Source organism: Variovorax nitratireducens (genome assembly GCF_051216545.1).
Taxonomy (GTDB): Bacteria; Pseudomonadota; Gammaproteobacteria; order Burkholderiales; family Burkholderiaceae_C; genus Variovorax.
Map to the genome: position 1 here is coordinate 131,286 of NZ_JBPJZO010000007.1, position 12,239 is coordinate 143,524.

Below are 12,239 nucleotides of genomic sequence, written 5' to 3' on the forward strand. Positions count from 1 at the left end.
ATGCGCCGGTGCGCATGCAGCCACGGGTGCCTCCATGAACGAGCTCAATGTCTTCGTCAGCGTCGGCGGAACCGCCAATGACCAGCAGGAGGCCTTCGTGCGTGCGGTCGAAGACCGGCTTCGAAGCGAGGGGCTGATACCGCACACGGTCGGCCGGAACGCCTTCAGCGCCGATGCACCGCTGAAAGCCGTGACCGAGCTGCTCGACAAGTGCGCCGGCACCGTCGTGATCGCGCTGGAGCGTTCGTACTTCGCCACCGGGCTGGACAAGCGCGGAGGGCCGAAGCAGGCCGAACTGGCCGACATCCGGCTGCCCACGCCCTGGAACCAGATCGAGGCTGCGATGGCCTACAGCCGCGGCCATCCCCTGCTGGTGGTCGTGGAGGCCGGCATCCGGAGCGAAGGCCTGCTGGAACGCGGCAACGACTGGTACGTGCAATGGGTCAAGCCCGAAGCGGGGGCGTTGGCGACCACGGAGTTCAACGGCGTGCTCGCCAGCTGGAAGCAGAAGATGCTGCAGCCATCGAAAAAGGTCTCGGCGGCCAAGGCGCCCACCGAGATGACGGTCGGCGAACTGGTCGCCGGGCTCAAACCGACGCAACTGTGGAGCGTGCTCGGTGCCGTGGCGGTTCTGGTCGGCGGGGCGTTCGCACTGGGCGGCAAGTTGTTCGGCACGTAGCGGCGCCCGCGCCGACCCGGGGCAAAATGGGCCGATGAAAGCACCCCCCAGACTCCAGTCGCTGATCGAAGAGGGCCTGATCGACAGTGTGGTGCGCCAGCTCATGAGCGGCAAGGAAGCCATGGTCTACGTGGTGCGCTGCGGCGACGAAACGCGCTGCGCCAAGATCTACAAGGAAGCGACGCAACGCAGCTTTCGCCAGGCCGTCGACTACACCGAGAACCGCAAGGTCAAGAACTCGCGTCTTCAGCGCGCCATGGCCAAGGGCACCAAGTTCGGCCGCCAGGCCACCGAGGCCGCCTGGCAAAGCGCCGAGGTCGATGCGCTCTACCGCCTGGCCGCTGCCGGCGTGCGCGTGCCCGAGCCCCACAACTTCTGCGACGGCGTGCTGCTGATGGAACTGGTGACTGACGCCGAAGGCGATGCCGCACCGCGCCTGAACGACGTGGTGTTCTCGCCCGACGATGCGCGCCGGCACCACGCCACGCTGATCCGGGAAGTGGTGCGTATGCTCTGCGCCGGCGTCGTGCACGGCGACCTGTCGGAGTTCAACGTGCTGCTGGCGGCCGACGGCCCGGTCATCATCGACCTTCCCCAGGCGGTGGACGCCGCAGGCAACAACCACGCCCGGCGCATGCTGCTGCGCGACGTGGACAACCTCAAGGGCTTCTTCGGCCAGTTCGCGCCCGAGCTGCTGCGCAGCCGCTTCGGCGAGGAGATCTGGCACCTTTACGAGCGCGGCGTCTTGTCGCCCGAAACGGCGCTGACGGGTGCCTTCGAGCGTGCGGCCGGCCCGGTGGACGTGGGCGGCGTGCTGCGCGAAGTGGACGATGCACGGGCCGAAGAGACTGCGCGGCGCCTGCGAATGGTACGACCGGCCTAGGGCGCAAGACATGTCGCCGCGAAGGCGGCGCCTCGTTACGCTCGCCTTTCGCCGCCTCCCGGCAGGCGCAAGAAGGAGCACCGCATGGCCACACTGCGCGACAAACCGTATGCAGGGTTCAATTTTCTGGTCAACCTCGGCGATGGCGAGACCGGCGGGCCGGCCGCCGGCTTCCAGGAAGTCAGCGGCATCGGGATGGAAGTGGCCGTCATCGAGTACCGCAACGGCAACGCCAGAGAGAACAGCGTCACCAAATTGACCGGGCTGAACAAGGTGGGCGACGTGCATTTCCGGCGCGGCCTGATGGGCTCGCTCCAGCTCTACCAATGGCTCGACCAGATTCGCAACGGCGACGCCAACGCGACGCGTACCGTCGTCGTCCATCTGCTGAACGAAGCGCACGAGCCGGTGCAAACCTGGAAGCTGCTGCGTGCGCGCATCATCAAACACACCAGCGGCCCCTTCAACGCGCAGTCGAGCGACGTGGCGATGGAGGAGATGGTGCTGGCCTGCGAGCGCCTGGAACTCGAATGAGCCCCAGGGCCCGGCGGCCGGACACCCGGGCCGCGTTGCAGCGGCCGCTGACCGGCGGCAACTTTCTGGTCGATCTCGGCATGGGTGACCCGCGCGCGCCGGAGGCCGGATTCTGCGAGGTGGTGTTTCCGGAGTTCACGCTCGCGCACCCGGAGGCGAGCCCGACGGCGAACCCGGCGCTGGCGGCGCCGATACCTCCGTACCTGGTGCTGCGCCGGGCAGCCACCGGCGCCCTGGATCTCTACCAGTGGTGGGTGTTGGCGCGCGATGCCCGCAAGCCGCCGCCGCGACGCACGGTCACGGTCGAGTTGCTCGCCGCCGACATGACGGTGACGGTGATGCGCTGGCGCTTCCTGAAGGCGTCGCCGGTGAGCCTGGCCTATTCGCCGCTCAATGCGCAGTTTCCGGGGCTGCTCTACGAAACCTTGTCGCTGGCCTTCGACAAGGTGGAGATGGGCTGAGGGCTGCGCCGGAACTCGCCCGGCGTAGCGCCCGTCCATCCGCGAAACGCGCGCGAAAAGCTCTTTTCGTTGCGAAAACCAACGGCCAGCGCGATCTGCTTGATCGGCCGCGTCGTGCGGCGCAACTGATCGACTGCCTGCGCCTGCCGCACCTCGTCCTTGAGCGCCTGCAGCGACACGCCTTCCTCTTGCAACTGCCGATGCAGCGTGCGGGTCGACAGGTGCAGCAGCGTCGCGAGTGCGTCGGCGTTCGCGGCCTCGGCGGGCCGCGCACGCAGCAGCTCGCGCACGCGCTGACCGAGCAGCCGGTCGCGCCGGTACTGCAGCACCGTCAGCGGCAGCGCGCGCTTGAGCATCGTGCGCAGCGCGCGCTCGTCGCGCTGCAGCGGCAGCGCCAGGTAGCGTTCGTCGAAGCTGAAGCCCGCCCGAGCGGCATCGAACTGCAGCGCGCCGCTGAACATCAACGGATAGGCCTCGCGGTGGGGCGGTGCGGCAAATGGAAAGCGCGCTTCGCGCAGCGAGATGCGCGAGTCGATCGCCCAGCAGGCGTAGCCGTGCAGGAAGCGCAGGCTCGACACCAGGCAGAACTCGCGCAAGGCGCCGAACTCCCGGTGCTCGGCGACCGTCACCGTGGCGACGCCGCCCGCTACCTGCAGGTCGAGCACGATGTCGTCGGTCAGCAGGCGGTGATGGCGGCACCAGCGCTTGATGGCCACGCCGAGATCGGGCGACCCCAGCGACGCGCGGCACAGCATGCCGTAGCTGCCCCAGGGCAGCTTGCGCGCGAACCAGCCAAGCGCCTCGTCGTCGAGCTCCTGCATGGCGTGCGCGTTCAATGCCTCGAACTGCGCGGCGGTCACGTGGGCCAGCGGTCGGGCCACATCGCGCGGCGCAATCTGTGCCTGCTGCAGAGCCTCCTTCGGATCCACGCCATAGCGCGCGTAGGCCAGGACGATCGCTCGCACGAAGGCCATCGGCGTGGCAGCGCGGCCGGATGGAGAAAGCGGGGACGAGGCCATGGTTCGCGATGCCAATGGTGGCGCAATTTGCAACCATTGTGGCGCCAAATGCGATGCGGCAGGGCGTAAGCTGCGGTTTTGCGCGCGGGCTACCGCCGCGCCAGACCCCTCAGAGGAGACAAGCCCCATGCACGATCCCGGCCTCAACTTCGACCTGGGCGAGACCATCGATTCGCTGCGCGACGCGATCCAGGATTTCGCCGCCAACGAGATCGCGCCACGCGCGGCCGCGGTCGACGGCGACAACCTGTTCCCGCACGACCTCTGGAAAAAGTTGGGCGACCTCGGCCTGCACGGCATGACGGTGAAGGAGGAATATGGTGGCACCGAGCTCGGCTACCTCGCGCACATCGTGGCGATGGAAGAGGTGTCGCGGGCCTCGGCCTCGGTCGGCCTCTCGTATGGCGCGCACTCCAACCTGTGCGTGAACCAGATCCACCGCAACGGCAGCGCAGCCCAGAAGAAGAAATACCTGCCCAAGCTGGTGAGCGGCGAGCACGTCGGCGCACTGGCCATGAGCGAGCCGAACGCCGGCTCCGACGTCGTGAGCATGAAGCTCAAGGCCGAGAAGAAGGGCGACCGCTACGTACTCAACGGCGCCAAGATGTGGATCACCAACGGCGGAGATGCCGACACGCTGGTGATCTATGCCAAGACCGAGCCTGAGATGGGCGCGCGCGGCATGACGGCCTTCATCGTCGAGAAAAGCTTCAAGGGCTTCTCGGCCGGCACCAAGCTCGACAAGCTCGGCATGCGCGGCAGCAACACCTATCCGCTGTTCTTCGACAACTGCGAAGTGCCCGAAGAGAACGTGCTGGGCGGCGAAGGCATGGGCGCCAAGGTGCTGATGAGCGGGCTCGACTACGAGCGCGCCGTGCTCTCGGGCGGCCCGCTCGGCATCATGGCCGCCTGCATGGACGCGGTGCTGCCGTACATCCACGAGCGCAAGCAGTTCGGCCAGAGCATCGGCGAGTTCCAGCTGATGCAGGGCAAGCTGGCCGACATGTACTCGACGTGGCAGGCCACGCGGGCCTATGTGTACGCCGTGGGCAAGGCCTGCGACCGCAACGACCATGCGCGTACCTTCCGCAAGGACGCGGCCGGCGCCATCCTGTATTCGGCCGAGAAGGCGACCTGGATGGCCGGCGAGGCGATCCAGACATTGGGCGGCGTGGGCTACACCAAGGATTTCCCGGTCGAGCGGCTGTGGCGCGATGCCAAGCTGTACGAGATCGGCGCCGGCACGAGCGAGGTGCGCCGCATGCTGATCGGCCGCGAGCTGTTCGCCGAAACCTCCTGAGGCCCGCGCCATGGCAACGACCCCGAGCTACGCCAAAGGCGCCACCGACGTCCCGCTGATCGAACAGCCGATCGGCGCCTTCTTCGACGACATGGTCGCGAAGCAGCCGGAGCGCGAGGCACTCGTGAGCCGTCACGAGGGCCAGCGCTTCAGCTACCGTGCGCTGCAGACCGATTCGAACCGGCTCGCCAGCGCGTTGCTGAACCTGGGCCTGCTGCCGGGCGACCGTGTCGGCATCTGGTCGCACAACAACGTGCCTTGGGTGCTGCTGCAGATCGCAACCGCCAAGGTCGGACTGATCCTCGTCAACATCAACCCGGCGTACCGCACGTCGGAGCTCGAGTACGCGCTCAACAAGGTCGGCGTCAAGGCGCTTGTGACGATGGCGCGGTTCAAGACCAGCGACTACCTCGGCATGCTGCGCGAACTGGGTCCGAAGCGGCTGCCGCTGCTGCAGCACACCGTGTGGATCGACAAGGCGGACGATGCGGACCAGCCCGGCATGCAGCGCTTCTCGGCCCTGCTCGCCAGCGGCGACCCGGGCGACGCGCGCATCGCGCAGATTGGCCGGACGCTGAAGGCCACCGACCCCATCAACGTCCAGTTCACCAGCGGCACCACGGGCTTCCCGAAGGGCGCGACGCTGACGCATCGCAACATCCTGAACAACGGCTTCTTCATCGGCGAGTGCATGAAGCTCACGCCCGAAGACCGGCTCTGCATTCCGGTGCCGCTGTACCACTGCTTCGGCATGGTGCTGGGCAACCTGGCCTGCCTCACGCATGGCGCCACGATCGTGTACCCGAACGACGGTTTCGACCCGTTGACGGTGCTCGAAACGGTGCAGGCCGAGAAGTGCACCGGCCTGCACGGCGTGCCGACCATGTTCATCGCCGAGCTCGACCATCCGCGCTTTGCGGAGTTCGACATGTCGACCCTGCGCACCGGCATCATGGCCGGGTCGCCCTGCCCGACCGAGGTGATGAAGCGCGTGGTCGACCAGATGAACCTGCGCGAGATCACCATCGCCTACGGCATGACCGAAACCAGCCCGGTCAGCTGCCAGAGCAGCACCGACACGCCGCAGGACAAGCGCGTGTCGACCGTGGGCACGGTGCAGCCGCACATCGAGATCAGAATCGTCGACCCCGAGACCGGCGCCACCGTGCCGCGCGGCAGCTCGGGCGAGTTCCTCACGCGCGGCTATTCGGTGATGCATGGCTACTGGGAAGACGAAGAGAAAACCCGCGAGGCGATCGACGCCGAGCAGTGGATGCACACCGGCGACCTGGCCACGATGGACGACGAGGGCTACGTCAACATCGTCGGCCGCATCAAGGATCTGGTGATCCGCGGCGGCGAGAACATCTACCCGCGCGAGATCGAAGAGTTCCTCTACCGCCATCCCAAGGTGCAGGACGTGCAGGTGGTCGGCCTGCCCGACAAGCGCTACGGCGAGGAGCTGTGCGCCTGGATCATCGCGAAGCCGAATCAGCTGGTCGACGAGGCCGAGATCCGCGATTTCTGCAAGGGCCAGATCGCGCACTACAAGGTGCCGAAATACATCCGATTCGTCACCGAGTTTCCGATGACGGTGACCGGCAAGATCCAGAAATTCAAGATTCGCGACGCGATGAAAGATCAGCTCGGGCTGAACGAGGAAAAGACCGCATGAGCGCCGCGCAGAACCGCTTCAAGCAAGCTCGCTCTCCCTTGCGGGGAAGCGAGGACACGACAGTGCCGAACAAGGGGGCTCAATGAGCAAACTCGAGACGAAGTTGAATGCCCGCTCTGCGGACTTCCAGGCCAATGCCGCCGCGATGCGCGCGCTGGTCGATGACCTGCACCGGCAGTTCGCGAAAGTGGAGCAGGGCGGCGGCGAGACGGCGCGTGCCAAGCATGTGGCGCGCGGCAAGCTGCTGCCGCGCGACCGCGTGGCCGAACTGCTCGACCCCGGAACGCCCTTTCTCGAGATCGCGCCGCTGGCCGCGCATGCGATGTACCTCGACGGCAAGGGCGCAGAGTCCGCGCCCGGCGCCGGGCTGATCACCGGCATCGGCCGCGTGAGCGGCGTCGACTGCATGATCGTCTGCAACGATGCGACGGTGAAGGGCGGCACCTACTACCCGCTCACCGTCAAGAAGCACCTGCGCGCGCAGGAGATCGCTGAGCAGAACCACCTGCCCTGCATCTACCTGGTCGATTCGGGCGGCGCGAATCTGCCGAACCAGGACGAGGTGTTCCCGGATCGCGACCACTTCGGCCGCATCTTCTACAACCAGGCGCAGATGAGCGCGCAGGGCATCGCGCAGATCGCGGTGGTGATGGGCTCTTGCACGGCCGGCGGCGCCTATGTGCCGGCGATGAGCGACGAATCGATCATCGTCAAGGACCAGGGCACGATCTTTCTGGGCGGCCCGCCGCTGGTGAAGGCGGCCACCGGCGAGGTCGTCACGGCCGAAGACCTGGGCGGTGGCGATGTGCACACGCGGCTGTCGGGCGTGGTCGACCATCTGGCGCAGAACGACCTGCACGCGCTGGCGCTGGCGCGCTCGGCGGTGGCGAACCTGAACGCGGCGGCGGCGCCGGCCACCGCTGCGGCGATGCAGGCGCCTGCGTTCCCGCCCGAGGAACTCTATGGCGTGATCCCGACCGACACGCGCAAGCCTTTCGACGTGCGCGAGATCATCGCCCGCATCGTCGACAGCAGCGAGTTCCATGAGTTCAAGCAGCGCTTCGGCGCCACGCTGGTCTGCGGCTTTGCCGAGATCGAGGGTATGCCGGTGGGCATCATCGCCAACAACGGCATCCTGTTCAGCGAGTCGGCGCAGAAGGGCGCGCACTTCATCGAGCTCTGCTGCCAGCGCAAGACACCGCTGGTGTTTTTGCAGAACATCACCGGCTTCATGGTCGGGCGCAAGTACGAGAACGAAGGCATCGCGCGCCACGGCGCCAAGATGGTGACGGCCGTGGCCACCGCCAACGTGCCCAAGTTCACCATCATCATCGGCGGCAGCTTCGGCGCCGGCAACTACGGCATGTGCGGCCGAGCCTACAGCCCGCGCTTTCTCTGGATGTGGCCCAACGCGCGCATCAGCGTCATGGGTGGCGAGCAGGCCGCGAGCGTGCTGGCCACGGTGAAGCGCGACGGCATCGAACTCAAGGGCGGCAGCTGGAGCAAGGACGAAGAGGAGGCCTTCAAGGCGCCGATCCGCCAGCAGTACGAAGACCAGGGCCACCCCTACTATGCGACCGCGCGCCTGTGGGACGACGGCATCATCGACCCGGCCGACACGCGCCGCGTGCTGGCACTGGGGCTTGCTGCCGCGCGCAATGCGCCGATCCCCGAGCCGAAGTTCGGCATCTTCCGGATGTGACCGTCCTATGGAGCTGGCGCACTACTTTGCAGCGTTGGCGCGCTACCACGCGTGGGCCACGCATCGCCTGCTCGATGAGCATCTCGCCGACCTGACGGACGACGAGTGGTATCGGGATTGCGGGCTGTTCTTTCACTCGATCCACCGCACGGTCAACCATCTGCTGCTCACCGACGACATCTGGTACGGCCGGCTCGCGGACAAGGTTTCGCTGCCGCTCGCGCTCGACACCGAACTGCATGCGGCGCGCGCCGACGTGGCCGCAGCGTTGAAGGCGGCAATGCCGCGATGGAGTCGCTGGTTGGCCGGGCTGGATGCCACGCGCCTGGACGGCGAGGTCGCCTACACACGCTTCAACGGCGAGCAGATCCGCATCCCCTTCGGGCCGACCCTGGGCCACGCCTTCAATCACGCCACCCACCATCGCGGCCAGATCACCGCGGCGCTGACCGCCATGGGGCGGCCCGGCCCTGAACTCGACTGGCGTCATCTCATCCAAGAGGAAGCAGGTCACCCATGAGCACCTACACCACCCTCGAACTCGCTCTGGACGGCGCGGTCGCGCGCATCTGGCTCAACCGGCCGGAGATGCGCAACGCGATCGACGACGTGTTCATCGGCGAGCTGTCGGCCGCCTTTGCGCAGGCCGAGGCGGCGCCGCAGGTGCGCGTGGTGGTGCTGGGCGCGCGTGGCCCGGCCTTCTGCGCGGGCGCCAACCTCAACTGGATGCGCAAGGCGGCCGAATACACCGAGGCGCAGAACCTGCAGGACGCGGGCGGCCTCGCGACGATGCTGCAGACACTGCACCACAGCAGCAAGCCGGTGGTCGCGCGCATCCAGGGCGATGTGTACGCGGGCGGCATGGGCATCGTGTCGGCCTGCGACATCGCCATCTCGGCCGACAGCGCGAACTACTGCCTGAGCGAGGTCAAGATCGGCCTGATCCCCGCGACCATCAGCCCCTATGTGATCCGCGCGATGGGCGCGCGCGCGGCGCAGCGCTACTTCCTGACGGCCGAGCGCTTCACGGCCGCCGAGGCGCACCGCATCGGCCTCGTGCACGAGGTGGTGGCGGCCGAGGCGCTCGACGCCAAGGTGGACGACATCGTCAAGTCGCTGGCCGGCGCTGCGCCGGCGGCGCTGGGCGAATGCAAGCGGCTGCTGCGCGACGTGACGGGCCAGCCGATCACCGAGGAACTGACCCGGGAAACGGTGCGGCGCATCGCCGCCATCCGCGCCACCGACGAGGCGCGTGAAGGCCTTCAATCCTTCTTGCAGAAACGCAAGCCTTCCTGGTTGCTGCCGAAATGAACGCCCTCGACATGCCCCAACTGCTTGCGCTCGCCGGCGCGATCGGCTGGGCCAGCGGCATCCGGCTCTACCTCGTGGTGTTGCTGACGGGCCTGGCCGGCTACCTGGGCTGGGTGCCGCTGCCCGGCGGCCTGCAGATGCTGGCGCACCCGGTGGTAATTGCGGCGAGCGGCTTCATGGTGTTCGTCGAGTTCTTCGCCGACAAGATCCCGGGGCTCGATTCGCTCTGGGACATGGTGCACACGGTGATCCGCGTGCCGGCCGGCGCCGCGCTCGCGGCCGGCGTGTTCGGCGCCGACCACACGGCGCTGGCGCTGGTGGCCGCGCTCGTCGGCGGCGGCCTGGCCGCGACCGCGCACACGGCCAAGGCCACCACGCGCGCTGCGATCAACACCTCGCCCGAGCCGTTCAGCAATGTCGGCGCCTCGCTGATCGAAGACAGCATGGTGCCGGCCGGCCTCTGGCTCGCCGTCGCACATCCGCTGGTGTTCTTCGTGCTGTTCGTGATCGTGCTGGTGCTCAGCGTCTGGCTGATCCGCAAGAGCTGGCGCTTCCTGCGCGGGCTGGTGAGCCGTGTCACGCGCATCTTCAGCGGCAAGCCCGACCCGGGCGTGACGCCCGCGTTCCAACTCAAGAAGACCCCTCCTGGAGACACCCCCAATGTTTAAGAAGATCCTGATCGCGAATCGCGGGGAAATTGCCTGCCGGGTCGCGGCCACCGCGCGCCGCATGGCGATCCGCACCGTGGCCGTGTACTCCGATGCCGACGCCCATGCCAACCATGTGCGTGCCTGCGACGAGTCGGTGTATCTCGGCGGCAGCGCGCCCAAGGACAGCTACCTGCGCTGGGAAAAGATCCTCGAAGCGGCCAAGGCCACCGGCGCCGAGGCGATCCACCCGGGCTACGGCTTCCTCAGCGAGAACGAAGAGTTCGCACAGGCCTGCGCGGATGCGGGTCTTGTCTTCATCGGGCCGCCGCCCTCGGCCATCAAGGACATGGGCCTCAAGGCCGAATCGAAACAGCTGATGGAAAAGGCCGGCGTGCCGCTGGTGCCCGGCTACCACGGTGCCGACCAGGATCCGGCGCTGCTGCAGCGCGAGGCCGACCGCATCGGCTACCCGGTGCTCATCAAGGCCAGCGCCGGCGGCGGCGGCAAGGGCATGCGCGCCGTCGACAAGAGCGCCGACTTCGCGGCGGCGCTGGCCTCGTGCCAGCGCGAGGCGATCAACAGCTTCGGCGACGACGCGGTGCTGATCGAGAAGTACGTGCAGCGTCCGCGCCACATCGAGATCCAGGTGTTCGGCGACACGCACGGCAATTGCGTCTACCTGTTCGAGCGCGACTGCTCGGTGCAGCGGCGCCACCAGAAGGTGCTCGAAGAGGCGCCCGCCCCGGGCATGACCGAGGCCATGCGCCAGGAGATGGGCGCGGCGGCGGTGGCAGCTGCCAAGGCGGTCAACTACGTGGGCGCGGGCACGGTCGAGTTCATCGTGGAGCAGCGTGACGGCGGCGCCATGAACTTTTTCTTCATGGAGATGAACACGCGGCTGCAGGTCGAGCACCCTGTCACCGAAGCCATCACCGGGCTCGACCTGGTCGAGTGGCAACTGCGCGTCGCGTTCGGCGAGCCACTGCCGCTGCAGCAGGGCGAACTGCGGATCCACGGCCACGCGATCGAGGCGCGCATCTGCGCCGAGAACCCCGACAACAACTTCCTGCCCGCAACCGGCTCGTTGCACGTTTATCGCAAGCCGCAGCACACCGCGTTCCAGCGCAGCCGCGTGCGCATCGACGACGGTGTGCGCGAGGGCGGCGAGATCTCGCCGTTCTACGACTCGATGATTGCCAAGCTCATCGTGCACGGCAGCACGCGCACCGAGGCGCTGGCGCGGCTCGACGCGGCACTGGCGCAGGTGCACATCGTGGGCGTGTCGACCAACGTGCAGTTCCTGCGCGGCATCCTCGCCACCGATTCGTTCGCCAACGCGAATCTCGACACGGCGCTGATCGAGCGCGAGCGCGCGGTGCTGTTCGACCGCGAACCGCTCGGCCTGCCGCTGGCGGCGGCCGCATCGATCGCGCGCACGCTGCTGGACGAACGCGCGACCAACACCGGCGACCCGTTCAGCCGCCGCGATGGCTGGCGCTCGCTGGGCGTCGCGCAGCGCATCTTTTCGTTCGAATTCCGCGGCGCGCCGCAGAGCGCCACGCTGCGCTACCTGCACGACGGCGCGCTGATGCTCGCCGTGGGCGATGTGTCGGGGCCGCTCGAGATCGGGCGGCTGCCGGACGGGCAGTTCGAGGTGTCGTTCAACGGCGCGCGCCACACCCTGGACGTGTATGCCAACGAGGCCGTCGCGCACGTCTTCGCGGCGCACGGGGCCACCAAAATCCTGGCGATCGACCGCCTGGCGCATGCCGGCGACACACATGCCGAAGGCGGCCGCCTCACCGCGCCGATGCCGGGCAAGGTGGTGTCCTTCGCGGTCAAGTCCGGCGACAAGGTCGCCAAAGGCCAGCCGCTGGCCGTGATGGAGGCCATGAAGATGGAGCACACCATCGCCGCGCCGGCCGATGGCACGGTCGAGGAACTGCTGTATGCGCCGGGCGACCAGGTGACCGAAGGCGCGGAGCTGCTGCGCATCGCGACGCCCGCCGCCTGAGTCATCGCTAA

General features: G+C 67.7%; 12 protein-coding genes. 11 read left to right on the forward strand and 1 reads right to left on the reverse strand.

Going from position 1 to position 12,239, the window contains the following annotated elements; translation table 11 throughout:
• Positions 1-34 precede the first annotated feature (34 nt).
• From ACSFA8_RS17815 to ACSFA8_RS17830, 4 genes are all read left to right on the forward strand, one after another.
• A complete protein-coding gene (locus tag ACSFA8_RS17815) occupies positions 35-679 on the forward strand; it encodes a hypothetical protein (protein WP_435480815.1) in 645 nt (214 codons plus the stop codon).
• A 34-nt stretch (positions 680-713) separates the two neighbouring features.
• Positions 714-1,562, forward strand: coding sequence for a PA4780 family RIO1-like protein kinase (locus ACSFA8_RS17820; RefSeq protein ID WP_435480816.1), 849 nt, complete (start codon positions 714-716; stop codon positions 1,560-1,562).
• A gap of 84 nt (positions 1,563-1,646) precedes the next feature.
• A complete protein-coding gene (locus ACSFA8_RS17825; RefSeq protein WP_435480817.1) occupies positions 1,647-2,096 on the forward strand; it encodes a phage tail protein in 450 nt (149 codons plus the stop codon).
• A complete protein-coding gene (locus ACSFA8_RS17830; protein ID WP_435480818.1) occupies positions 2,093-2,557 on the forward strand; it encodes a phage tail protein in 465 nt (154 codons plus the stop codon). Before ACSFA8_RS17825 ends, ACSFA8_RS17830 begins: the two co-directional genes overlap by 4 nt.
• Here ACSFA8_RS17830 and ACSFA8_RS17835 read toward each other — a convergent pair.
• A complete protein-coding gene (locus ACSFA8_RS17835; protein ID WP_435480819.1) occupies positions 2,512-3,576 on the reverse strand; it encodes an AraC family transcriptional regulator in 1,065 nt (354 codons plus the stop codon). The genes ACSFA8_RS17830 and ACSFA8_RS17835 overlap by 46 nt on opposite strands.
• A 127-nt stretch (positions 3,577-3,703) precedes the next feature.
• Here ACSFA8_RS17835 and ACSFA8_RS17840 point away from each other — a divergent pair, with 127 nt between their 5' ends.
• The 7 genes from ACSFA8_RS17840 to ACSFA8_RS17870 all read left to right on the forward strand — a co-directional run bounded on the left by ACSFA8_RS17840 (position 3,704) and on the right by ACSFA8_RS17870 (position 12,228).
• Positions 3,704-4,876 (forward strand): isovaleryl-CoA dehydrogenase, encoded by a 1,173-nt coding sequence (locus ACSFA8_RS17840; protein WP_435480820.1) that lies wholly within the window; start codon positions 3,704-3,706, stop codon positions 4,874-4,876.
• Positions 4,877-4,886: 10 nt separating this feature from the next.
• Positions 4,887-6,551 (forward strand): AMP-binding protein, encoded by a 1,665-nt coding sequence (locus tag ACSFA8_RS17845; RefSeq protein ID WP_435480821.1) that lies wholly within the window; start codon positions 4,887-4,889, stop codon positions 6,549-6,551.
• 82 nt (positions 6,552-6,633) lie between these two features.
• Positions 6,634-8,253, forward strand: a complete 1,620-nt coding sequence (locus ACSFA8_RS17850; RefSeq protein ID WP_435480822.1) for a carboxyl transferase domain-containing protein — start codon at positions 6,634-6,636, stop codon at positions 8,251-8,253.
• A gap of 7 nt (positions 8,254-8,260) precedes the next feature.
• Positions 8,261-8,773 (forward strand): DinB family protein, encoded by a 513-nt coding sequence (locus ACSFA8_RS17855; protein ID WP_435480823.1) that lies wholly within the window; start codon positions 8,261-8,263, stop codon positions 8,771-8,773.
• On the forward strand, positions 8,770-9,564 hold the full coding sequence (locus ACSFA8_RS17860; protein WP_435480824.1) for an enoyl-CoA hydratase/isomerase family protein: 795 nt from the start codon (positions 8,770-8,772) through the stop codon (positions 9,562-9,564). Before ACSFA8_RS17855 ends, ACSFA8_RS17860 begins: the two co-directional genes overlap by 4 nt.
• Complete coding sequence (locus ACSFA8_RS17865; RefSeq protein WP_435480825.1) at positions 9,561-10,232, forward strand: DUF4126 domain-containing protein; 672 nt, start codon at positions 9,561-9,563, stop codon at positions 10,230-10,232. Before ACSFA8_RS17860 ends, ACSFA8_RS17865 begins: the two co-directional genes overlap by 4 nt.
• Complete coding sequence (locus tag ACSFA8_RS17870; protein ID WP_435480826.1) at positions 10,225-12,228, forward strand: acetyl/propionyl/methylcrotonyl-CoA carboxylase subunit alpha; 2,004 nt, start codon at positions 10,225-10,227, stop codon at positions 12,226-12,228. The genes ACSFA8_RS17865 and ACSFA8_RS17870 overlap by 8 nt, the downstream gene beginning before the upstream one ends.
• The last annotated feature ends 11 nt before the right edge of the window (positions 12,229-12,239 follow it).